Raw genomic sequence first — 21,298 nt, 5'->3', positions numbered from 1 at the left:
GCTCCCCCATAATCCCCAACGGATATTGAACAGGCATCTCCCAGCCCGCAAAATCAACCATCTTTCCACCCAACTCAACGTGAAGAGAGTAAAGTGGAGTGCGATTCAGTGCGTGGGTCATGGCAGATACCTTTTCGTATCGATTGGTCGGAACGCATACTCGTAAGTTTGCCCCAAGCTGGCTCTAATGCAACGATTCAGCCTTGGTGTTTCGGCCCAGAACCGCAGCCAGAGCGGGCATGTATACGAGCGCATGCATCGGCAATGTTCCTATAGGAAACTTTTTTCCGTTAGGCAACAGGCGATATTCCCAGCGTTGATAACTGGCACAATTGCGAAGCTGCACTTTGAACTCGGAGTTTGGCTATGGTCATGCAGACAATTGAGAATTTGCGTATTCGCCACAGCTCATTACGGTTTTGGCTGAAGTCTTTGAACGGCGTGATCCAGCACATGAAGCCCGGCGATCAGGTCACTTTCGGCGGTATCCTCGGCGAAATCGTGACTGATTCCGTTGATAGACGGCACAAACAGCATGGCAACCGGCATCAGGCGCGAGACGTTGGTGGCATCATGAAGCGCGCCCGAGGGCATCCTGCGCCATTTACCGGACGCGACCTGTTCGGCCCCATGCTCCAACGCGGCGCGCAGCGAGAGGTCCATGGCCACCGGCTCCAACCCCAGCATCGGGCCGTAGTTGAGGTCCATGTTCATCTCTGCGGCGATCTCGGCGGCTGTGTCGCGAATGATCTCCTCCATCCTTGCCAAACGGTCGGCATCCCCGTCACGCCATTGCATCGAAAACCGCGCCCGCCCCGGTACAATGGACGATGCGTTGGGGTGCAGATCCACATGCCCAATGGTCCAGACGGTTTGCGGCGTAACCACGTTTCGAAACCGATCGTTCAAACGGGTGTTGAACGCAGACAGAGCCTGGAAAGCGTCGCGGCGCAGATGCATCGGCGTGGTTCCGGCGTGGTTCTGCTGACCGTCGAACTGAACCACCATATCTCGTATGCCGACGATGTCGGTGACAACGCCGATTTGCTCTTTCTGGGTATCAAGCGTCGGGCCTTGCTCGATATGCATCTCGATGAAGCCTGTGAAACGGGTAGGATCGACAAAGCCCTCCGCCAGATCGCCCATCGCGCCCCGAGCCGCAGCAAACGGCACGCCTGCATGGTCGGTCAGTTTGTCCGCCTGACCCAAAGGCAGCCCGCCCGACCAGATGGCCGAACCTGTGGTGACGCCAAACCGTCCCTCTTCATCCTGAAAGCTGACGACCGAGACTGGCTGATCGCTACTGCGCGCAATCTCAAGCGCGGCGATCACGCCTAAAGCACCGTCGAGCCAACCGCCCTCGGGTTGACTATCGCTATGTGACCCCATCAGCAGGGACGGCCCTTCGGCCAAACCAAACAGGTTCCCGACCGGATCAAATTGCGGGGTCAGGCCCGCTTCGGCCATCCGGTTCGCCAGCCATTTCCGGGCGGCAATGTCGGCCTCGAAATAGGCAGGGCGGATGACACCTTTGCCCACGCCCGAGGCACCGAATTCGCGCAGCTTGTGCAGATCGGCCAAAAAGCGGTTTTCGTTGATTGCCATGAACTCCCCCCAAACGTCTTGCGCGGCCAACCATAGCGCCCGGGCGGCAACCTGCAATCACCCTTCGATTTTTGCCAAACCCCTCTGGCCCCGGCCCGGAACCTGCCCTAAGACTTGCGCTGCAAGAGGGACCGCCATGTCACATATCACACTGGTTCGTCACGGTCAGGCCAACACGGCCGCGCGGGACGAGGTTAACTATGACAAGCTCAGCGATCTGGGCCACCAGCAGGCGCGCTGGCTGGGCGCGCATCTGCGCGATACGCGGGCACATTATCCACGCGTCTATTGCGGCACGCTGACCCGGCATGTTGAAACGGCCTCGAGCATGGGGCTGCCCGATCCGGTTCGCGACGCACGCCTGAACGAGATCGAGTATTTCACCCTGGCGCAGCTGTTTCACGAACAGCACGGCGTGGCGATCCCGACTGATCGCGAAGGGTTTGTTGATCACCTGCCCCGCACTTTCGCTGCGTGGGCCGATGGCGACATCCAGGATGCGCCCGAAACCTTCGAACAGTTTGAAACCCGCGTCAGTGCCGCCCTGCATGAGATCGGAACCGAGGGCGGGCCAGCCATTGTCGTAACTTCGGGTGGGCTGATCTCGATGGTGGTGCGGCAGGCAATGGGGCTGGATATCCCGTCGATGGCGCGGGTGGCGCTTGCCATCATGAACACCTCGATGCACCGCCTCCACCCGATTGGAGCTCAGCTCAGCCCGGTTCTTTTCAACGCGACCCCGCATCTTGAAGCGCCAGACCGGCAATTCGCCCAGACCCATCTGTAAGGAGGTCCCGATGCAGCTTTACTTTTCCCCCCGCACCATCTCGGTCGCTGTTGCCATCGCGCTGGAGGAGGCCGGTTTGGACTATGAGGCAATCCGACTGGACTTTGCGGATGGCGAACAGACCAAGCCCGCCTACAGGCAGATCAACCCCAAGGGCCGGGTTCCGGCGCTGGCGGTGGATGGCGGTATCCTGACCGAAACCGGCGCGTTGCTGGACTATATCGCGACTATCGCCCCGCAGGCCGGGTTGGTCCCCGAAGACCCGGTCATGGCCGCGCGGATGCGCGAGGTGATGTACTACCTCGCCTCGACCATGCATGTGAACCATGCCCACAAGATGCGCGGGCACCGCTGGGCCGACAAGAAATCCAGCTGGAAGGATATGAAGGACAAGGTCGCGCAGACCATGACCGCGTCCTGCAAATACATCTCGTCGAACGGGCTGCGAGGGCCGTTTGTTCTGGGTGAGACCTTCTCGCTCGCCGATGCCTACCTTTATGTGGTGTGCAGCTGGCTGGAGGGCGACGGCGTAGACGTCTTGGCCTTCCCCAAAATCCTCGCCTTCCGCGAAGCGATGGAGGCACGCCCTTCGGTTCAGGCGGTCCGTGCCGCCGGAATGCTCTGACAAAAGGAAATACGATGACACATCTCTGGGTCCGGGCAGAACAGCGCCCGAACGAGGAACGGGTCGGGCTGACCCCCGAAGGCGCCGCAGCGCTAATCGCGGCAGGCATCCGTGTGACGGTCGAGGAAAGCTCTGTCCGTGCCATCCCGCTGGACGGCTACAAGGACGCAGGATGCGAGATCGCGGCTGAAAACAGCTGGCCCGAGGCCCCGCAAGACGCAATCATCTTCGGCCTGAAAGAGCTGCCCGAGGACGGCACCCCCCTGCCGCATCGCCACATTATGTTCGGCCATGCCTACAAGGGCCAGCACTCCGGTCGGGCTTTGCTAGAGCGGTTCAAGGCGGGCGGCGGCACGCTCTATGATCTGGAATATCTGGTCGGTGAAGACGGCCGACGCGTCGCCGCCTTTGGCTATTGGGCTGGCTATGCCGGGGCCGCGGTCACGCTGAAAACATGGGCCGCACAGCAACGCGGACAGGAATGCCCGCCGGTTGGCGTCTATGCCAACAAAGACGCCCTGAACGCCGAATTGCTGGCCGAGTTGGACGCCATCGGCACCCGCCCTCGCGCCATCGTTATCGGCGCGTTGGGCCGGGTCGGCACGGGTGCCGCAGATATGTGCGAAGCCATGGGTGTCAGCGTCACCAAATGGGACATAGCCGAGACCGCCAGCCGAGGCCCATTCCCGGACATCCTGGATCATGACCTGTTCCTGAACTGCATCTTCGCGCGCCCCGGCACGCCGGTCTTTGTTCCGCGCGAGGCGCTGACCGCGCCGCGCAAGTTGACCGCCATCGGCGACGTGGCCTGTGACCCGGACAGCGACTATAACCCGGTCCCGGTCTATGACCGCGCCACCACGTGGGAGGCCCCCGCCCTGCGCGTTGCGACCGATCCGGTGATGGACGTGATGGCCATCGACAACCTGCCCTCGATGCTGCCGGTCGAAAGCTCGCAGGACTACGCGGCGCAACTGCTGCCGTCTCTGCTGACGCTCACCGATCTGGACAGCGGCGTCTGGGGTCGGGCAGAAAAAACCTACAAAACTCATATCGAAGGGATCTGAGCGATGACGATTCACTGGTGTGGCACCGGCCTGTCGGCCATCCCCGGCCTGCGCCGCCTGATCGAAGGCGGGCACAAGGTTACCGTCTGGAACCGAACCATCGAAAAGGCCAAGGCCGAGGTCGGCGACCTGACCGACGACATTCGCACCTTTGACATCGACGTTCTGGGCGTGGTGCTGGAGAAGCGCGACGTGATCGTCTCGATGTTGCCGGGCGATTGGCACGTGCCGCTGGCGGAGCTGGCAATCTCCAAAGCAGCGAACTTCGTCTCGTCGTCCTATATCGCGCCCGAAATGCGCGCGCTGGACGACAAGGCGCGTGAAGCTGGTGTGGCTTTGGTCAATGAGGTCGGGTTGGACCCGGGCATCGACCACCTGATGGCGCATGCTTTGGTGGCCGACTACCGCGCCTCGGATGCTTTTGACGCGCAGAACCACCTGAGCTTCATCTCATATTGCGGTGGCATCCCCAAGAACCCGAATCCGTTCCGCTACAAGTTCAGCTGGTCGCCACTGGGCGTCCTCAAGGCGCTTCGCTCACCGTCAAAATCCATCCGCGACTACGCACCGCTGGACGTCGCCCGCCCATGGGACGCAATCAGCAGCTATATCGCACCATTGCCCACCCCAGAAAGCTTTGAGGTCTACCCCAATCGTGACTCGCTGCCGTTCATGGCCGAATACCAGTTTGAGGATCACTGGCCGGTCAAAGAATTCGTCCGCGGCACCCTGCGCCTGAACGGCTGGACCGATGCCTGGGCCGACGTGTTCTCCGAAATTGAGACCCTCTCTGGCCCCGAAGGCGACGCGCGTCTGAAAGAGATGTCGGACCAGTTCTGGACCGAGAACGCCTATGACGAAGGCGAGCCCGACCGCGTTGTGCTGTGCGTTGGCCTGAAAGCCGAGAAAGATGGCGTTGAGGTGTGGAACAAAACCTACGTCATGGATGCCTGGGGCGATGAACGCGGCACCGCGATGGCGCGTCTGGTGTCGATCCCGGTCTCACTGGCGGTTGAGGCTGTCCTGAACCGCGCCATCCCTGCTGGCGTTCACGCAGCACCCAGCGATCCGAAACTGGTGCAAGGCTGGATGGGTGAAATCGACACGCTCGCGCAGCATCTGCAAATCGTGGATCACCTGAGTTAACCAGCCGGTAGAAAGAAAAAGGCCATCCCAGTTTGTCTGGAATGGCCTTCAATATCGTATTATTTCCATTTCTAAGCCTGGCTTTTCTTACGACGCCTAAGCGTCAGATATATCGATTGATCGTGTCCTCGATATCGCTGCGGTTTATGCCCAACTCGGCCAACTGATTGTCGCTCAAGCCATCCAGATACTGCGCGGCACGCACAATTTCCGGACTTATGGCCCTGATACGCATGGCGCGATCAAACAACAGCAGAGCCGTAGCGGATGGCGTTGGCTGATTTGCGGGCGGGATGACATCAAACATATTCGTTACCTCACTCATTACAAAAACGGCGTTTGCGAACGGTCGCGGACCCCGTTTCATTGTCGAAGCGGGGCACCGTTGAAAACGCTCTCATAGGCGCGTTGTTTAATCTCGCTCCGATCAATCCCGATATCCGCGAGTTGGTGATCCGAAAGTCTTTCCAGATTACGCACCGTGTTCGAGAAAATGCGTCTCCGAAAAAACTCGACCTTTGCGTCCGCGTAGTTCGAGAACAAACCGTCAAAGAGGCCAGTCCGGGCTTCTGCAGTATGTGTATGTGCCATTTCTTTTCCTCCTAAATTTGATTTTCAGTGCAGTACTGACATCAAATAAAGGGACGCTGCGTTAACCAAAAAGCAGCGTTCCATTAAAGTTTCTTTAGGAAGATGGAGCGCGATGGCACGCGCTATCCGGAGCCTTCGGCTACATCAGATCGTTCTCGATATCCTCAGCCGATATGCCCAATGCATCCAACCCGTTCTCAAGATGGTCCGACAGATGCGGCGTGCCGATCAGATAGTCGGCGCAGGGGGTCGAGGCCTCAGACTTGGCGGTGGCAATGGCCTCGGCCAGATCCTCGGCAAAGAAGCTTTCGCGCCCGATCCACATAATGGCGACCAGCTCGGCCTGCTCATCCTCGCTCATCCGGTCGACAAAGGCGCGTAGCTCATCTTCGGCCCGTCCCAGTTCACGCCCCATCATGGCAACCTGAGCCACTTTCCTTGCCGAAATTTCCAACATGCCTTCAGCTCCTCTTGTTCGCGGTTTCTACACATCAGACCCCGACACGCGCCCTGAGTCTTTGATCTTACGCAAACAGAGGGGCAACTATCGCCGAACCCGCGACACCGGTTGATCCGGGACAGGAGCCGTGCGGAACGGACGAAACCGGGCTTTTTTGATCCACAGCTTGATTGCCTGCCATACGATCAGCGCAAAGGTGCGCCGCGCACCAAACGGACGCCGCACCAACGACCATAGTATAGAGCGGTTGGTCAGCGGCTGGCGCGGACCCGTCAGCGTGGCAATCAGCCCGCCTCCGTCCCGCCCATAGTCGATCCAAACCCCAACACGGTCGGGACGATAGTCGAAGCGGAACGTGTAATTCCCCTCAATCATCTGGAAAGGCGACACATGCATCAGCTTGTCCGCGACCACCCGGTCCGAGGGGTCGATGACCGCAAAACCCGGCTTGTGGCAAACATAGCTGTGGCGCGTCCCGTAAGTGTTCGTGACCTCAGCGACCACGGCGTAAAGCTGCCCTTCCTGATCGAAACAGAACCAGAAACTGACCGGGTTGAAAACATGGCCCAGAACCCTCGGCTGCGTCAGCAACATGATCCGCGCGGGCTGGGGCACCTCGAGTTCCTCAAACCGGGCGCGCAGCCATGGGGCTCCGATCCCCTGCCCCGGTTCACCACCGTGATCTGAGCTGCGCCAATTGGTGATGTTCACGCGGTCGACCGAAAAAAGCATCGGCGTGGACAGATCGGCCTCGGGGTCCAGCAGGATGTAATCGACCGAATAGCGAAAGGCGTTTTCAATCGCCCCTTTGCGACCGTGATAGGTGTAACCTGCTATGTGGTCGATATTTTTCATTCCGCCGCGCGTCCTGCTTTGCCCGTAAATTGTTCGACTTGCGCCTTTTTCAGAAAAGAGACGTTATTTGAAATACGGAATCCACCCCGGTTTGGACTTTTTTTGTCGCATAAAAGTGATCCGCCTTGGTGCCCCCCCCGTAATCCGGTTATGTTTACCGAGATCAATACCGTGACCTTGGACGAACCTGCGGCTGAACAGGCCGCCCCTCAGCCTTGGCGCGCAAAGAAACGCATCAAGGGTAGACAGGTGAACGGAACGAACGGCAGTTGCGACACCAGGACCGAGTGGGTGGACCATGTCAGGCGCATCCGAGACGCGCAGGACCAGGCGGCTTTTGCCGAGCTGTTCCAGCATTTCGCGCCGCGTATCAAGGCGTTCCTGATGAAGTCAGGATCAGACGCTGCGCTGGCCGAAGAGTGCGCGCAAGAGGTGATGGCGACCTTGTGGCACAAGGCCCATCTGTTCGATCCGTCGCGGGCCACGGTGGCCACTTGGGTGTTCACCATCGCTCGGAACAAGCGCATTGACGTCCTGCGCAAGCAACGTCGCCCTGAACCCGAGGAACTGGGATGGGGCCCCGAGGCTGAGCCGGACCAAGACGATGTCCTTGCGCTGCAACAGGAAACCGCGCAGCTGCGCACCGCCATGCTGGCGTTGCCCGAGGCGCAGAGAGAGCTGATCGAGAAGGCGTATTTCGGTGATCTGAGTCACCGAGAGATTGCGTCTCAGACTGGGTTGCCCCTGGGAACGATCAAATCACGTATTAGGTTGGCGCTGGACCGCTTGCGCCACGCGATGAACTGAGATGAGCAAGATGAGCCAGTCGATTAAACATCACCTGACAGATGAGCTGCTGATGGCCTATGCCACCGGCTCTCTGCCCGAGGCGTTCGACCTGATGGTCGCAACCCATCTGTCGCTTTGCGACCACTGCCGTGCGCGCGCCGAAAGCTATGAGGCCGTGGGCGGACATGTTCTGGATGAACAATCTGACGCAGTAAGCATGAGCGACACATCCCTCGCCGCGACGATGGCACTGATCTCTCAAGGCGCACCGACCCCCAAGCCCGCACGTCCGGGCTGCGCCATCCTGCCGACCCCCCTGCAAGACTACGTCGGTGGGACAGTTGATGACATTCAGTGGAAACCGATTGGCATGGGTGTGAAACAAGCGATCCTGCCGACCAGCAAAGAGGCCACCGCCCGCTTGCTGTTCATCCCTGCAGGTGTCGCCGTCCCGGATCACAGCCACAACGGTACTGAATTGACGATGGTTCTTCAGGGTGCCTTTTCGGATGAGGTTGATCGCTTTGCCCGTGGCGATGTCGAGATTGCAGATGAAGATCTGCATCACACGCCGACGGCGGACATCACCGAGGATTGCATCTGTCTGGCCGTCACGGACGCACCGCTGAAGTTTAGCAAACTGATGCCGCGCCTTTTCCAGCCCTTCCTGCGGATCTGATCGTGTATAGTTCGGATCAGAACTGCCTCTGACAGGAGATTTTTCATGAACCGAACGTGTTTGATCGCGCTTGGCATTGCGTGCTTTGCCACGATTGCGTCAGCCCAGATGAAGGCCGAAGTAAAGTTCGAGTCAGGCAACTTTGGCACAATGGTCAACGGTACCGTGACCGGAGATGAGTATTTTGACTACTCTCTCGGCGCGAAAGCCGGGCAAGAGATGTTTGCCGATCTCAAGGTCAGCGACACAAATGGCGATGGTGTGGTTTATTTCAACATCCTGTCTCCCGGCAGCGATGGCGTCGCGATCTATAACGGCTCGATTGACGGCAACACTGCCCGGATCGATCTGCCCGAAGACGGAGACTATACGATCCGTGTCTATCTGATGGGAAATGACCGGGATACGGGCAAAACCGTGGGCTACAATCTGGATCTGTCGATCCAGTAAGGTGCTACTTGCCCTCGCTGGGGTCTTCGGCGTTTTCAGACCGGATAGGAACCCCCAACAACTCCAACGCACCGCTGCGGCCTTTGACCTCGATCGGGGAGATGCTGACCAGCCCGTCCAAGAGGTCCGGCCCTCCAGCCGCTGTCACAAGGTCGTTCGAGACGATCAGGTCCATTTCCAGATCGCGGGTCAGGCTTTCAAGCCTTGCGGCTGTGTTCACCGCATCTCCGAACACTGAAAACTCCAGCCTGTCCTGATCGCCTATCACTCCGAGAAAAACCTCACCCCAATGCAAGCCGATTCCGGTGCCAAGTGAAGGAAGGCCCGCCGATTTGCGCTCGGCGGTCCATCGGGCCATTTCTTTCAACAGTCCCGCGCCGCAGTTCAGGCACCGTTTTGCGGCCTGTTCTCCGTCAAACACGATCATGACGGCGTCTCCGATGAACTTGTCGATGATCCCGTTTTCCCGACGCACAACGGCCGAGACCCGGCGTCTGTAGTCTGAGATCAGCTCAGAGACCTCATCCGGCTCCAGCTGTTGCGACAGTGTCGTGAAACCGCGCAGATCGATGAAAATCAAACCGGCCTTTTGGCGGCGTCCGTTTTTCAAAGCTGCCAAGCCGCTGTCGCCGAGGTCTTGAACGACCTGCGAGGGCAGGTAGCGAGTCAGGTTCGCGCGACGCTGCGCCTCGGTTATGGATTGGAACAGCAACTTGTGAACCCGCCTTGCGGCGACGATCAGAACCACTCCGGCCAGGGCGATCATGAAGACGCGGATCAGGTTGGGCGGGGGTGCCAGAAACAGCCAGATGGGGCTGTCTGTGTGACCCCGCGCAGATCCTGCATCTATCCCGATCAGGAACAGAAACCCAAGCGACAGCAAGACAACCTGCATCAACATGACCTTGGGGTTGCCGCGCAATACTCCGAAAGCCAGGACTACAGGGGCCAGCCAGACGGCGGGCAAAACGAAGACCTCGTCCCCGACAAGGCCGGTATTGAGCAAGCCCAACCAAACCGAGACAATCAAGAATACAGAATCCGCGCCGGACACAGGCCAAGCCATCCAACCCGAAAAGCGCCCCCTGCGGGCCGCTGTCCATGTCACGAAGCCAAGCAGGAAATAGGCAAAGAGGGTTCCGAACGCGAACGCCCATTGGCGCTCCAGAACCGCATGGCCGCTGTTTGAAACCGGTTGGATCGTGACCAGGAAAAAGACACCTAGGCCCGCTGCAACACCCATCCGCAAAAGGCCAACGATCTGCTCCGCGTCCTGCTCGGCGGTTCTCAGCAGTTGGTCAATTTCAGGCGGGTGCGAAACATTTCTCATACTGCAACCTGTCTGTCAGGATGCGCACTCAGCCCTCATGCCGCGTTAATGGGACGACCTCCGAGGGGGCCTCTGGCGCAAGTTCCTCAAAATCAAAGTTATCAAGCCGTTGCGCCCTGCGGCCAGCTTTTTCCGCGCTGATCTTGATGTCCGAGATATCCTTGGCCGCCTGCCCGAAATGGCGATCCAAATTGGCAACGCGGTCGCCCAAACGCTCGACATCCTTGTGCAGCATCCCAAGTTCTTTGCGGATGGCGCCTGCTTGTTCGCGCATCCGCGCGTCCTTGAGGATCGCGCGCATCGTATTCAGCGTCGCCATGCAGGTGGTCGGCGACACGACCCAGACGCGTTTGGTGAAACTCTCCTGCACCAATTCGGGGAACTTGGCGTGCAACTCGGCATAGACCGCCTCGGACGGTAAAAACATCAGCGCGCCATCGGCGGTCTCACCGTCCAGAATGTACTTCTCAGCGATATCGTTGATGTGTTTGCGCACCGTGCTGCGGAACATCTGAACCGCCGCCTTCAACTCGGCATCATTGGTCGAGCCAATCAGCGCCTCATAGGCCTCCAACGGGAATTTACTGTCGATCACAATCGGCCCCGGAGGGTTCGGCAGATGAATCAGACAATCCGCCCTGCGTCCGTTCGAGAGGGTTGCCTGTAACTGGAAACTGTCATGCGGCAGCGCTTTGGAGACGATGTCATTCAGCTGAATCTCACCAAACGCGCCCCGCGTCTGTTTGTTCGACAGGATATCCTGCAGCGACAAAACATCGCCGGACAGCTTGGTGATGTTGTCCTGCGCCTTGTCGATGGCGGCCAACCGCTCTTGCAGCTGGGTCAGCGAGGTCGCGGTCTGTTTGGAGGACCCATGCAGTGATTCCTTCATCCGCTCCTGCATTTCGGCCAGCGCGCGGGCCGATTTCATGGCATTGTCGGCCAGCCGGTCATTCATCTGCTGCTGTACCGAGGACAAGCGGGCTTCGACCGTCTGAATCACCTGCACCTGCGCATTGGCCTGCGTGTCCGAGACATGCTGCAACCCGCCGCGCAATTGCTCCTGACCCTGCCCCAAAGCCTGCACATGTTGCCCAAGATGTGCCATCTGACGCGCCAGAGGTTCTGCCATCCGCGCGGAACGCTGCGACGCCCGCAGCGACAGGAACAGCAACAAAAGGATCAGCGCCAGAACGCCACCCGCAACGAGGATTACGGGGTCATTCAGTGCATATTGGGTGCCTGCAATCTCGATCATATAAACCTGTGTGTTCTCGTTTTGTTTCTATCTTCTTAAACGCTTCGCGAGACCGGATCAACTGCGCCCGAACAGGCGCTCGATATCGCTGAGTTTCAGTTCAACATAAGTGGGTCGCCCGTGGTTGCATTGGCCGGAATGCGGGGTGGCCTCCATCTCGCGCAGCAGGGCGTTCATTTCCTCGGCCCGCATCCGGCGGCCAGAGCGGATTGAGCCATGGCAGGCAACGCGGCTGAGGATCGCCTCAATCCGCGCCTGTACCATCTGACTGTCGCCCTGATCGGCCAGCTCATCGAGGATATCCAGGATCATCGCGCGGGCATCGACCTCACCCAGAATGGCGGGGGTTTCGCGCACGGCAATAGCACCGCCGCCAAAAGGCTCAAGCGTCAGACCAAGGCGCGAGAGGTCTTCGGCCACCGCCATCAACCGCGCGCAATCGCCTTCGGACAGCTCAACGATCTCGGGGATCAGCAAAGCCTGCGCTGCGACACCGTGCTCGGCCATTTGCGTTTTGAGTTTTTCATAGACCAACCGCTCATGCGCGGCATGCTGGTCCACGATGACCATCCCGTCGGTGGTTTGCGCGATGATGTAATTCTCATGCACCTGCCCACGAGCGGCCCCCAAGGGCAGGTCCTGAGGCGCGGGTTCTTCAGCGGTCACCGGGGTCACAACCGGGGTCGGCTCAACAATGCTGCCGCTAAAGTCCCTTGCCAATTCAGCAAAGCCGGGGGATTGCGCCCGATATGCTGCTTGCCGGGCCGCGTGGGACGGCCGGTCCATCTGGTAGACCCGCGCAGGGATGGGCTGAGGCGCCTCGGGCCGCATCGCGCCCAATGTTGCGTTGGCAACGGTCGAGGACGCACGATGCCCCGCCTCGGCCAGCGCATGGCGCAGGGCGGAAACGATCAAACCGCGCGCAACGCCGGGGTCGCGAAACCGAACCTCTGACTTGGCTGGGTGCACATTGACGTCTACCAGCGTCGGATCGCAGTCGATGAAAAGCGCCGCAGCCGGGTGTCGGTCGCGGCTGAGGAAATCGAAATACGCGGCCCGAAGCGCGCCCGTGAGCATCTTGTCACGGACCGGACGGCCATTGACGAACAGGTATTGCGCGACCGCAGCTCCGCGCGAATAGGTCGGAAGGGCAGCATAACCGTACAACCGGATGCCTTCGCGGGTCGCATTGATCTGCAGGGCGTTTTCGGCGAACTCGCGCCCGATCACGCGGGCCAGACGGGCGTGGAGGGCATCGAAAAGATCGCCATTCTCGCGATCAGCTCGGAAGGTCACGCGGCCCTCACCTCCGCCCGAGATGTCGCGCAAGGTGAACGTGACGGAAGGCTCAGCCATGGCGAGGCGTTTGACCGTATCGCCAATGGCCTGCGCCTCGGCCCGATCGGTGCGCATGAACTTAAGCCGCGCCGGCGTGGCGAAAAACAGATCGCGCAGCTCGACCACTGTGCCTGCACGAAGGGCGGCGGGCTTCACCGCCTCCATCTTGCCGCCCGAAACCGCAATTGACGCCGCATTCGCCCCCGGAACGCGGCTGGTGATCAACAAACGACCTACCGCGCCGAGCGAGGGCAAAGCTTCACCCCGAAAGCCGAAGGTGTGAATGTTCAAAAGGTCCGACCCGTCGATTTTCGAGGTCGCATGGCGCGACAAGGCCAGCGGCAGATCCTCGGGCGCGATACCACAGCCATCATCGGTGACACGAATCAAGGTCTTGCCCCCGCCCGCGATATCTATGGCAATACGGGTGGCTCCGGCGTCGATGGCATTCTCGACCAGTTCCTTGACGGCCGAGGCCGGACGTTCGACCACTTCACCCGCGGCGATGCGGTTGATCGCAGCATCGTCGAGCTGCCGGATAACGGGTCGTATTTCGCTGATATTGGGGGTCGTCTGCGCCATACCACCAGACCTAGCACATCACGGCCCGATTCTGCCACCGGATTGAACCGTAATATCGGCCGATCTTTCAGATCAAGAAGGGAGGGGGGCCGGACAGTGTTCGGGGGCTGGCTGTGCCGCCCTCACCGAACCCTGCCCGGACTTACCGAAGTGAGTGGTAGTTGTTAGCCGGTAATGTAATTGACCTAACATGCAATTAGTTAAATTGCTTATTAAGAGTCATCTTTATTTACTCTGGGCAAAGTTCAGCCGATGACCTGCGGGAACCAGTGGCAGGAAAGTGCCGCTTCAAGCAGGCGTGTGCGCACCCACTCGGGTGCGGCACGGGCCGAAGAGGGCGGTCAGGGCCAGAATCACGCCCGACATAGTGGCGATCATCCCTGCCGCGCTGACGGCGTCCGCCGCGCCCAGCCAAAGCGGGCCATACCCGGCCAGCACATAGCCCGACACGGCTGAGAGGATGGCGAAACCCACGCTCCAGGCGATTTGCGTCTCTAGCCGGTTGGTCATCATGCGCGCCGCAGCCGGAGGGCAGATGAACATGGCAATCACGATGATCGAACCGACGGCATCAAAGGCGGCAACAGCGGCGATCGCGGCGACAATGACCAACGCCAGCCCTAGCGCGCCCGTGCGGATGCCTATGGTGCGAGCGAACCCCTCATCGAAGGTCGAGATTTTCAGCGGCCGCCAGAACAGCCAGGTAAACAGCAAAACACCCAGCATGGTCACTGCAATCCGAGGCAGTTCAGGCGGCAGCTCGACCAAGGCCTGCAAGTCCCAAAGCGAGGACCAGCCCGTCGCATCCAGCCAGATCAGGCTTTCTAAATTGCCATACAGCGCATGTTCCACATCCAGATGCACGGTTGAAGTATCCGTCTGCTCCAACAGCAGCACGCCTGCCGCAAACATGGTGGTAAAGACCACGCCCATCGCCGCGCCCGGTTCGATTTGACCCAGCCTCCTGATCGCCTCGATCAAAACGACGGCCACGATCGCCGCGCCCGCCGCGCCCAGCATCATGGGCCAGGTCGAGATCGCTCCGGTCAGCAGAAAGGCCACAACGATGCCGGGCAGGACCACATGGCTGATCGCATCCCCGATCAGCGCCTGTTTGCGCAGCACGAGGAAATTGCCGGGCAAGGCGCAGGCTATCGCCGCGAAAGTGCCGATCAGCAGCGGCGTCAGCGACAGGGGTACGAATTCCTCACCGCTCATACCGGAACCTCCTGTGGTCCGCCGATGCGATTGTCTATTTCAGCGATCTGATCCTTGGTCAGTACGGTTTCGATGTCACGCAGGCCATCGTATAGCGCGGCAGCCGCTTCGTGCGCCTGATCTGCGCGAACGACCTCCCACCGCTTTTCATCGCGCAACGCTTTGGCAGCGCGAGCTTTGCCAGCCTCGGTCGCCACGCCATCGGCGCGCACAAGGTCAGCCCGGCGCAACAGGCGCAGGGTCAAAGGCTCGTAGATTTTCTGGCCTTGCGCCAAAGCCAACAGCCCTTGTCGGATATGCACCCGACGTTGGAACCTCAGATGGCGCAGAACGGCGGCCAGAACCCCTCGGACCGGGGCGAGGAACAGGGACAAGACGAAGAAGGCGAAGCTGACCAGGACGATGATTGGCCCAGTCGGCAGATTCGGCGCAGTGGCCGACAAGGCGGCACCGATATAGCCTGCCAAACCACCCGCGAGACCGGCCAGCAAGACAACGCGATCCGACCGCTCGGACCAGAACCGCGCGGTGACCGGGGGGATGATCAGCAAAGCCACGATCAGGATCAGGCCGACGATTTTCAGGCCGACCACAGTGACCGCCATCACCAACCCCATCATCGCGAGGTCAATGCGATGCACGGGCAAGCCCCGGGCCGCGGCATATTCGGGGTCAAACGCCACCAAAGTCATCGGGCGGCGCAGGATCATCACTAGCACCAGAGTCGCCGCGCCTCCGATCGCGATGATCAAGGCATCCGCCCACAGCATCCCGGCGGTTGAGCCCAGAAGGAATCCCTCCAACCCCGCTTGCCGACCAACGCCCATGGTCTGAATGACGGTCAGCAGAACGATTCCGAAGCCGAAGAACACTGACAGAACCACGCCGATGGCTGCATCCTCGGCCAGTCGGGTGTGACGTGTTAGCCAGTTCAAGCAGAGCAGACCCACCCAGGCCGACGCTGCCGATCCGACCAGCAGCCCCAGCAGGTTACGCCCGTCCCCACCCAAAGCCACAAGCAACATGAAGGCCAGACAGACCCCCGGCAAAGTCGCATGGCTGATCGCGTCACTGACCAGCGCGCGTTTGCGCAAAAATAGAAAGGTGCCAGTCACGCCGGCCGAGACTCCCAGCAAGCTCGCACCAATAGCGACCAGCGTGGCGTTGTAGCCAAGCTGCAGGCTGAGCGCATCCCAGAGCATTCCCTACCCCAGCGCGCGCGAAATCTGGTCGATTTGCGCGGTGGCCAAACGGCCTCCGTATGCGGATTGCAGGGTTTCAGCGGTAAAGGCCTGCGCCACCGAGCCCTCGGCGATCTTGCACGTGTTGATCAGAAAGACATGATCAAAGTAGTCCGAGACCGTGGCCAGATCGTGATGGACGACTACCACGGTCTTGCCCGCCTCTTTCAGCGATTTCAGCACTGCGATGATGGCTTTTTCGGTGGCCGCATCGACACCGGCGAAGGGCTCGTCCAACAGGTAAAGATCGGCGTCCTGCGCCAAGGCACGGGCTAGGAACACCCGCTGTTGCTGGCCGCCGGACAACTGGCCGATCTGACGATCTGCAAAATCGCGCATGCCAACGCGGTTCAGGCAATCCATTGCAGCCGCTTTGTGCCGCGCGCGGACACGGCCCAACAGGCCCAGTTGACGCGACAGGCCCATGAGAACCACATCAATTACGCGGGTCGGGAAATCCCAGTCAACACTGGCGCGCTGCGGGACATAGGCGATCCGGGCACGTTGTTCCTCGAGCGGTTGACCAAATACAGTCACCTGCCCGGACAAGGGCGTCACGATCCCAAGCGCAGCTTTCAGGAGTGTCGATTTCCCTGCCCCGTTTGGGCCAATAATCGCGGTCATCGCTCCCGGCTGGACCGTCATGTCCACCGAGAATACAGCAGGCTTCTGACCGTATGAGACTGTCAGACCACGCACCGCCAGCGGGCTGGCCTCAATCCCTTGGTCTTCGACGGAAACACCCTGAACAGCTGCAAGCTCTAGCATCACTCAAAACCCCGCAGACAGTTTGCCGTTCAGACCCTGATCGGGAACATCCGCCCCCAAGGCCCCTGCGATCACGGTGATATTGTGATCCAGCATGCCGACATAGGTGCCCTCATAGGTACCAGGCTCGCCCATGGCATCGGAATACAGCTCACCCCCGACCGAGACCTTGTGCCCCTTGGCCGCAGCGCCTTCGATCAGCGCGCGCATCGAGCGATCCGAGACCGAGCTTTCCACGAACACGGCGGTCAACTGGCGGTCGACCAGAGTGTCGACCAACTCTCCGATCCGATTCAGACCGGCCTCTGACTGGGTCGAGATGCCCTGCACGCCCATCACCTCATAGCCATATGCCGCACCGAAATAGCCAAAGGCGTCATGGGCGGTCAGCAGTACGCGGCTTTCTTCGGGCACTGCGGTCAGGGCCTGTTCTGCATAGGCTGACAAGGTGTCCAGCTCGGCCAGATGCGCCTGTGCGTTTGTGGCAAAAGTCTCGGCAGCCTCGGGGCGGGCCTCCGTTAGCGTCTCTTGGACTTTGGCGACCACATCGGCCCACAGGACCGGGCTCATCCAGATATGCGGGTCATATTTGTCGGCATAGTCATCATGCGCGCGCAGCTTCGATTTATCGACGCTTTCGGCCACGGCAACCACGGTCTGCTTGCGGCCGAGGTCTTCAAAGAAATCTTCCATCTGCGCCTCAAGGTAGAGACCGTGCCACAGCACCAGATCCGCGCGGGTCATGGCGACGATATCGCTGCGGGTCTGGCGATAGGCATGCGGATCAACGCCGGGACCCATGAGGCCCTTTACCTCAACCTGATCGCCACCGACCTGTCGCACGGCGTCGGCAATCATGCCGGTCGTCGCCACGACTTTCAGCGGCGCCTGCGCCCATGCAGCAAGCGGCATGGCGCTAGCGATAGCTATAGCGAGAGCAGCAAGGAAACTGCGACGAATCATGGTTGATCTCCGGAATTCGGACCCTGTTGCGATTAAATATGAGAACGACTCGCAACTAAGTCAATGCTATTGCGAATTAGTCGCAACAAAATCCTAATTTATTTGTCCAAATGGTCAAAAAACCTCCACGAAACCGCTCTGCTGCCTTCCATTTACCGCCAAGCCGTGCGACTTTGGCGCAAACCTCCCAAAGGATGTGAGAATGGAACCGCAGCGCTCAGACAGCCCCGTGCGCACCGCGCATCTGCCGCAAGTCACTGAACCCAGAAACCCCGGAATGGATCTTGATCTGGATTGGGTTCGGGCCGTGCAGGCCAATACCTCAGCCATTGAACGCCGAGCGGCAACCCTGCCCGGTCGGCGATCGGTGAAGAAGGACTATCAGGCCGCGTGGCTGTTGAAGGCGGTCACGATGATCGACCTCACCACTCTATCGGGTGACGACACAGTGGGACGCGTGCGCCGTTTGTGCGCCAAGGCGCGCCAACCGGTTGCGCCAGCAACTTTGCAAGCGCTGGATATGCCTGCGATCACAACCGGGGCCGTCTGTGTCTACCACGATATGATCGAAACTGCCGTTGCCGCTTTGAAAGGCACTGGGATACCCGTGGCTGCCGTCTCCACCGGGTTTCCGGCAGGCCTGTCTCCGTTCCATCTGCGCGTGGCCGAGATCGAAGAGAGCGTAAAAGCCGGAGCAGAAGAAATCGACATCGTCATCTCGCGCCGTCACGTGCTGTCGGGCGATTGGCAGGCTTTGTATGATGAGATGAAGGCCTTCCGCGCTGCCTGCGGCGATGCCCATGTCAAAGCCATTCTGGCGACCGGAGAGCTGGGCAGCCTGCGCAACGTCGCGCGCGCCTCGCTGGTCTGCATTATGGCGGGGGCGGATTTCATCAAAACCTCGACCGGGAAGGAAAGCGTCAACGCTACTCTGCCCGTATCGCTGGTGATGATCCGCGCGATTCGCGACTACTATGACCGCACCGGGTATCGTGTGGGGTACAAGCCTGCGGGTGGTATCTCGAAGGCCAAGGATGCCTTGGTTTATTTGTCGCTGATCAAGGATGAACTGGGCGACCGCTGGCTGGAGCCGGACCTGTTCCGCTTTGGCGCCTCGTCACTTCTGGGCGATATCGAACGGCAGTTGGAACATTATGTGACGGGCGCGTATTCCGCCGGTTATCGTCACTCCATGGGCTGAGGAAAAGAACAATGACAGTCAAAGAAATCTTCGAGACCATGGACTATGGCCCCGCCCCCGAAAGCGCAGCTGAGGCGTTGGCCTGGCTAGTCGATCAGGGCGATGCGTTCGGTCACTATATGGACGGGAGTTTCACCAAACCGGGCAAAGGGTTCGAAAGCCGCAACCCCGCGACCGGAGAGGTGCTGGCCAAGCTGACCCAAGCCAAGCAGGCGGATGTGGACGCCGCCGTCACCGCTGCCCGCAAGGCACAGCCCAAGTGGGAGAAACTGGGTGGCGCAGGCCGGGCGCGGTATCTCTATGCCATTGCGCGGCTGTTGCAGAAACATTCGCGCCTGTTCGCCGTGCTGGAGAGCATGGACAATGGCAAGCCGATCCGTGAATCGCGTGACATCGACATCCCGCTGGCGCAGCGGCATTTCTACTATCACGCCGGTATGGCGCAATTGATGGAAAGCGAGTTGCCCGATGCTGAGGCCTTGGGCGTGTGTGGCCAGATCATCCCGTGGAACTTCCCTTTGCTGATGCTGGCCTGGAAGATCGCGCCCGCGCTGGCGATGGGGAATACAGTGGTTCTGAAACCGGCCGAATACACCTCGCTGACCGCGCTGCTGTTCGCTGATATCTGCTCACAGGCAGGGCTGCCCAAGGGCGTCGTCAATATCGTGACCGGAGACGGCGCGGTAGGCGAGATGATCGTAAATGCGGACGTGGACAAGATCGCGTTTACCGGCTCGACCGTTGTGGGACGGCGTATTCGCGAGGCGACCGCGGGTTCGGGTAAGGAGCTGACCTTGGAGCTGGGCGGCAAGTCCGCTTACATCGTATTCGACGACGCCGATATCGATTCCGCGATCGAAGGTCTGGTCGATGCGATCTGGTTCAATCAGGGGCAGGTCTGCTGTGCAGGGTCCCGCCTGCTGGTGCAAGAGGGCGTTGCCGACCGTTTCCACGACAAGCTGCGCGCCCGGATGGACGGCTTGCGCGTCGGTGATCCGCTGGACAAATGCATCGATGTGGGCGCGGTTGTGGACCCGGTTCAGTTGCAGACGATCAAAGCCATGGTCGACAGCAACACGGTGGGCCACGTGCATCAGGCCGCCTGTGAGCTGCCGGAAAACGGCTGCTATTACCCGCCAACACTGATCTCGGGGCTCGAGACCTCGGACCCTCTGATGCAGGAGGAGATCTTTGGCCCGGTTCTGGTCTCCTCGACTTTCCGCACCCCGGCTGAGGCGGTCGAACTGGCGAACAACACCCGCTACGGGCTGGCCGCGACGGTCTGGACCGAGAATGTGAACCTCGCGCTGGATATCGCGCCCAAGCTGGTTGCTGGTGTGGTCTGGGTGAATGCCACCAACCTGTTCGACGCCGCCGCCGGGTTCGGCGGTGTGCGCGAAAGCGGTTTTGGACGGGAAGGTGGCTGGGAGGGGCTGACGGCCTATACCAAGCCCAAAGGCAAGGCCAAGCCGTTGACCAAGGTCGAGGCGACCGTCGGCGAAGGGGCTCCGGTCGATCCTATCGACCGAACCGCCAAGATGTATGTTGGCGGCAAGCAGGCACGGCCCGATGGCGGCTATTCGAAACCTGTCTGGGGCAAGTCGGGCCTGCTGGGCCATGTAGGTCTGGCGAACCGCAAGGACGTCCGCAACGCGGTAGAAGCCGCAGCAGGCGCGAAAGGCTGGTCCAAGACAACCGGTCATCTGCGGGCACAAATTCTGTACTATATCGGCGAAAACCTCTCGGCCCGCGCGGGTGAGTTCGCCGCCCGTATCGACGCCATGACCGGCAAAAAAGACGGCGCGAAAGAGGTCGAAGCCTCGATCCAGCGGCTGTTCACTGCAGCGGCCTGGGCCGACAAATATGACGGTCAAGTGCATGGCGTTCCGATCCGGGGCGTGGCAATCGCCATGAAAGAACCCGTCGGCGTGATCGGCGCGCTCTGCGCGGATGAGGCGCCGCTGTTGGGTCTGGTCTCGGCGATGGCCCCTGCGATTGCGATGGGGAACCGGGTGGTCCTGGCGGCGTCGGAGCCGTATCCGCTGGCGGCGACGGATTTCTATCAGATCCTCGAAACTTCGGACGTGCCCGCAGGTGTAGTCAATATCCTGACCGGCAGTCATGCGGAATTGGCAAAACCTCTAGCCTCTCACCTTAACGTGGATGCGGTCTGGTCGTTCTCGTCGACGGATCTGTCGAAAGAGATCGAGGTGGTCTCAGCCGGGAACCTGAAACGGACCTGGGTCAATAACGCGACGGCATTTGACTGGAGCATGGACCATTCGCGCCGCTTCCTGCAGGCTGCGACCGAAGTGAAAAACATCTGGGTGCCCTACGGCGAGTAG

General features: G+C 60.2%; 21 protein-coding genes and 1 pseudogene. 9 read left to right on the top strand and 13 right to left on the bottom strand.

The window, feature by feature from the left end; translation table 11 throughout:
• Nucleotides 1-121 (bottom strand): annotated as a pseudogene (gene gcvT, locus ACR0B5_RS17445) (glycine cleavage system aminomethyltransferase GcvT); the annotation flags it as partial.
• 290 nt (nucleotides 122-411) lie between these two features.
• Entirely contained in the window at nucleotides 412-1,605 is a 1,194-nt protein-coding gene (locus ACR0B5_RS17440) for a Zn-dependent hydrolase (RefSeq protein ID WP_480542177.1), read from the bottom strand.
• Between the two features lie 136 nt (nucleotides 1,606-1,741).
• Between ACR0B5_RS17440 and ACR0B5_RS17435 the strand changes: the two genes are divergently transcribed.
• Genes ACR0B5_RS17435 through ACR0B5_RS17420 form a run of 4 tightly spaced genes read left to right on the top strand, consistent with a single transcriptional unit; the run spans nucleotide 1,742 to nucleotide 5,230 of the window.
• Nucleotides 1,742-2,392 (top strand): histidine phosphatase family protein, encoded by a 651-nt coding sequence (locus tag ACR0B5_RS17435; RefSeq protein WP_480542175.1) that lies wholly within the window; start codon nucleotides 1,742-1,744, stop codon nucleotides 2,390-2,392.
• Between the two features lie 10 nt (nucleotides 2,393-2,402).
• Nucleotides 2,403-3,017 (top strand): glutathione S-transferase family protein, encoded by a 615-nt coding sequence (locus ACR0B5_RS17430; protein ID WP_480542173.1) that lies wholly within the window; start codon nucleotides 2,403-2,405, stop codon nucleotides 3,015-3,017.
• Between the two features lie 14 nt (nucleotides 3,018-3,031).
• Entirely contained in the window at nucleotides 3,032-4,084 is a 1,053-nt protein-coding gene (locus tag ACR0B5_RS17425; RefSeq protein ID WP_480542171.1) for a saccharopine dehydrogenase, read from the top strand.
• Nucleotides 4,085-4,087: 3 nt separating this feature from the next.
• Nucleotides 4,088-5,230, top strand: a complete 1,143-nt coding sequence (locus ACR0B5_RS17420; RefSeq protein WP_480542169.1) for a saccharopine dehydrogenase family protein — start codon at nucleotides 4,088-4,090, stop codon at nucleotides 5,228-5,230.
• 103 nt (nucleotides 5,231-5,333) lie between these two features.
• Here the strand turns inward: ACR0B5_RS17420 and ACR0B5_RS17415 are convergent, their stop codons facing one another.
• The 4 genes from ACR0B5_RS17415 to ACR0B5_RS17400 all read right to left on the bottom strand — a co-directional run bounded on the left by ACR0B5_RS17415 (nucleotide 5,334) and on the right by ACR0B5_RS17400 (nucleotide 7,136).
• Nucleotides 5,334-5,537 carry a DUF1127 domain-containing protein gene (locus ACR0B5_RS17415; protein WP_170492715.1) on the bottom strand — a complete coding sequence of 68 codons (204 nt, stop codon included), beginning with the start codon at nucleotides 5,535-5,537 and terminating at the stop codon, nucleotides 5,334-5,336.
• A gap of 56 nt (nucleotides 5,538-5,593) precedes the next feature.
• Nucleotides 5,594-5,821, bottom strand: a complete 228-nt coding sequence (locus tag ACR0B5_RS17410; protein WP_170379288.1) for a DUF1127 domain-containing protein — start codon at nucleotides 5,819-5,821, stop codon at nucleotides 5,594-5,596.
• 139 nt (nucleotides 5,822-5,960) lie between these two features.
• Entirely contained in the window at nucleotides 5,961-6,278 is a 318-nt protein-coding gene (locus ACR0B5_RS17405; protein WP_480542167.1) for a DUF3775 domain-containing protein, read from the bottom strand.
• An 87-nt stretch (nucleotides 6,279-6,365) separates the two neighbouring features.
• Nucleotides 6,366-7,136 carry a DUF1365 domain-containing protein gene (locus ACR0B5_RS17400; protein WP_480542165.1) on the bottom strand — a complete coding sequence of 257 codons (771 nt, stop codon included), beginning with the start codon at nucleotides 7,134-7,136 and terminating at the stop codon, nucleotides 6,366-6,368.
• 291 nt (nucleotides 7,137-7,427) lie between these two features.
• Here ACR0B5_RS17400 and ACR0B5_RS17395 point away from each other — a divergent pair, with 291 nt between their 5' ends.
• The 3 genes from ACR0B5_RS17395 to ACR0B5_RS17385 are packed head-to-tail and all read left to right on the top strand — an operon-like array spanning nucleotide 7,428 to nucleotide 9,054.
• Nucleotides 7,428-7,943, top strand: coding sequence for a sigma-70 family RNA polymerase sigma factor (locus tag ACR0B5_RS17395; protein ID WP_475220036.1), 516 nt, complete (start codon nucleotides 7,428-7,430; stop codon nucleotides 7,941-7,943).
• A 10-nt stretch (nucleotides 7,944-7,953) separates the two neighbouring features.
• Nucleotides 7,954-8,604: a ChrR family anti-sigma-E factor gene (locus ACR0B5_RS17390; protein ID WP_480542183.1), complete on the top strand. Its 651-nt coding sequence runs from the start codon at nucleotides 7,954-7,956 to the stop codon at nucleotides 8,602-8,604.
• Between the two features lie 45 nt (nucleotides 8,605-8,649).
• Entirely contained in the window at nucleotides 8,650-9,054 is a 405-nt protein-coding gene (locus tag ACR0B5_RS17385) for a hypothetical protein (RefSeq protein WP_480542163.1), read from the top strand.
• 4 nt (nucleotides 9,055-9,058) lie between these two features.
• Here ACR0B5_RS17385 and ACR0B5_RS17380 read toward each other — a convergent pair whose 3' ends face one another.
• The 7 genes from ACR0B5_RS17380 to ACR0B5_RS17350 form a co-directional block, all read right to left on the bottom strand.
• A complete protein-coding gene (locus ACR0B5_RS17380; RefSeq protein WP_480542161.1) occupies nucleotides 9,059-10,384 on the bottom strand; it encodes an adenylate/guanylate cyclase domain-containing protein in 1,326 nt (441 codons plus the stop codon).
• 28 nt (nucleotides 10,385-10,412) lie between these two features.
• Complete coding sequence (locus ACR0B5_RS17375) at nucleotides 10,413-11,642, bottom strand: DNA recombination protein RmuC (protein ID WP_480542159.1); 1,230 nt, start codon at nucleotides 11,640-11,642, stop codon at nucleotides 10,413-10,415.
• Between the two features lie 57 nt (nucleotides 11,643-11,699).
• Nucleotides 11,700-13,562, bottom strand: a complete 1,863-nt coding sequence (mutL, locus tag ACR0B5_RS17370) for a DNA mismatch repair endonuclease MutL (RefSeq protein WP_480542157.1) — start codon at nucleotides 13,560-13,562, stop codon at nucleotides 11,700-11,702.
• Nucleotides 13,563-13,850: 288 nt separating this feature from the next.
• The gene (locus ACR0B5_RS17365) at nucleotides 13,851-14,780 is read right to left on the bottom strand and encodes a metal ABC transporter permease (RefSeq protein WP_480542155.1); all 930 of its coding nucleotides are present in this window, start codon (nucleotides 14,778-14,780) and stop codon (nucleotides 13,851-13,853) included.
• Nucleotides 14,777-15,982 (bottom strand): metal ABC transporter permease, encoded by a 1,206-nt coding sequence (locus ACR0B5_RS17360; RefSeq protein ID WP_480542153.1) that lies wholly within the window; start codon nucleotides 15,980-15,982, stop codon nucleotides 14,777-14,779. Before ACR0B5_RS17360 ends, ACR0B5_RS17365 begins: the two co-directional genes overlap by 4 nt.
• A gap of 3 nt (nucleotides 15,983-15,985) precedes the next feature.
• On the bottom strand, nucleotides 15,986-16,789 hold the full coding sequence (locus ACR0B5_RS17355; RefSeq protein ID WP_480542151.1) for a metal ABC transporter ATP-binding protein: 804 nt from the start codon (nucleotides 16,787-16,789) through the stop codon (nucleotides 15,986-15,988).
• Between the two features lie 3 nt (nucleotides 16,790-16,792).
• Nucleotides 16,793-17,752, bottom strand: coding sequence for a metal ABC transporter solute-binding protein, Zn/Mn family (locus tag ACR0B5_RS17350; RefSeq protein WP_480542149.1), 960 nt, complete (start codon nucleotides 17,750-17,752; stop codon nucleotides 16,793-16,795).
• 202 nt (nucleotides 17,753-17,954) lie between these two features.
• Here ACR0B5_RS17350 and deoC point away from each other — a divergent pair, with 202 nt between their 5' ends.
• Both deoC and ACR0B5_RS17340 read left to right on the top strand, forming a co-directional pair.
• Nucleotides 17,955-18,953 (top strand): deoxyribose-phosphate aldolase, encoded by a 999-nt coding sequence (gene deoC, locus ACR0B5_RS17345; protein ID WP_480542147.1) that lies wholly within the window; start codon nucleotides 17,955-17,957, stop codon nucleotides 18,951-18,953.
• A gap of 11 nt (nucleotides 18,954-18,964) precedes the next feature.
• Nucleotides 18,965-21,298, top strand: a complete 2,334-nt coding sequence (locus ACR0B5_RS17340) for an aldehyde dehydrogenase family protein (protein ID WP_480542145.1) — start codon at nucleotides 18,965-18,967, stop codon at nucleotides 21,296-21,298.

The sequence above is a fragment of the Ruegeria sp. AG1 genome (genome assembly GCF_056541705.1).
The sequence above is the reverse complement of the archived record's forward strand: the minus strand, read 5'-3'. Positions and strand labels throughout refer to the sequence as shown.

What these genes read in the sequence shown, in the direction of transcription:
- ACR0B5_RS17440 (WP_480542177.1), bottom strand. Translation starts at nt 1,605, where the DNA reads ATGGCAATCAACGAAAACCGCTTTTTGGCCGATCTGCACAAGCTGCGC.
- deoC (WP_480542147.1), top strand. Translation starts at nt 17,955, where the DNA reads ATGGAACCGCAGCGCTCAGACAGCCCCGTGCGCACCGCGCATCTGCCG.
- ACR0B5_RS17360 (WP_480542153.1), bottom strand. Translation starts at nt 15,982, where the DNA reads ATGCTCTGGGATGCGCTCAGCCTGCAGCTTGGCTACAACGCCACGCTG.
- ACR0B5_RS17340 (WP_480542145.1), top strand. Translation starts at nt 18,965, where the DNA reads ATGACAGTCAAAGAAATCTTCGAGACCATGGACTATGGCCCCGCCCCC.
- ACR0B5_RS17390 (WP_480542183.1), top strand. Translation starts at nt 7,954, where the DNA reads ATGAGCCAGTCGATTAAACATCACCTGACAGATGAGCTGCTGATGGCC.
- ACR0B5_RS17355 (WP_480542151.1), bottom strand. Translation starts at nt 16,789, where the DNA reads ATGCTAGAGCTTGCAGCTGTTCAGGGTGTTTCCGTCGAAGACCAAGGG.
- ACR0B5_RS17375 (WP_480542159.1), bottom strand. Translation starts at nt 11,642, where the DNA reads ATGATCGAGATTGCAGGCACCCAATATGCACTGAATGACCCCGTAATC.
- ACR0B5_RS17415 (WP_170492715.1), bottom strand. Translation starts at nt 5,537, where the DNA reads ATGTTTGATGTCATCCCGCCCGCAAATCAGCCAACGCCATCCGCTACG.
- ACR0B5_RS17380 (WP_480542161.1), bottom strand. Translation starts at nt 10,384, where the DNA reads ATGAGAAATGTTTCGCACCCGCCTGAAATTGACCAACTGCTGAGAACC.
- ACR0B5_RS17400 (WP_480542165.1), bottom strand. Translation starts at nt 7,136, where the DNA reads ATGAAAAATATCGACCACATAGCAGGTTACACCTATCACGGTCGCAAA.
- ACR0B5_RS17365 (WP_480542155.1), bottom strand. Translation starts at nt 14,780, where the DNA reads ATGAGCGGTGAGGAATTCGTACCCCTGTCGCTGACGCCGCTGCTGATC.
- ACR0B5_RS17385 (WP_480542163.1), top strand. Translation starts at nt 8,650, where the DNA reads ATGAACCGAACGTGTTTGATCGCGCTTGGCATTGCGTGCTTTGCCACG.
- ACR0B5_RS17405 (WP_480542167.1), bottom strand. Translation starts at nt 6,278, where the DNA reads ATGTTGGAAATTTCGGCAAGGAAAGTGGCTCAGGTTGCCATGATGGGG.
- ACR0B5_RS17410 (WP_170379288.1), bottom strand. Translation starts at nt 5,821, where the DNA reads ATGGCACATACACATACTGCAGAAGCCCGGACTGGCCTCTTTGACGGT.
- ACR0B5_RS17435 (WP_480542175.1), top strand. Translation starts at nt 1,742, where the DNA reads ATGTCACATATCACACTGGTTCGTCACGGTCAGGCCAACACGGCCGCG.
- ACR0B5_RS17420 (WP_480542169.1), top strand. Translation starts at nt 4,088, where the DNA reads ATGACGATTCACTGGTGTGGCACCGGCCTGTCGGCCATCCCCGGCCTG.
- mutL (WP_480542157.1), bottom strand. Translation starts at nt 13,562, where the DNA reads ATGGCGCAGACGACCCCCAATATCAGCGAAATACGACCCGTTATCCGG.
- ACR0B5_RS17350 (WP_480542149.1), bottom strand. Translation starts at nt 17,752, where the DNA reads ATGATTCGTCGCAGTTTCCTTGCTGCTCTCGCTATAGCTATCGCTAGC.
- ACR0B5_RS17425 (WP_480542171.1), top strand. Translation starts at nt 3,032, where the DNA reads ATGACACATCTCTGGGTCCGGGCAGAACAGCGCCCGAACGAGGAACGG.
- ACR0B5_RS17430 (WP_480542173.1), top strand. Translation starts at nt 2,403, where the DNA reads ATGCAGCTTTACTTTTCCCCCCGCACCATCTCGGTCGCTGTTGCCATC.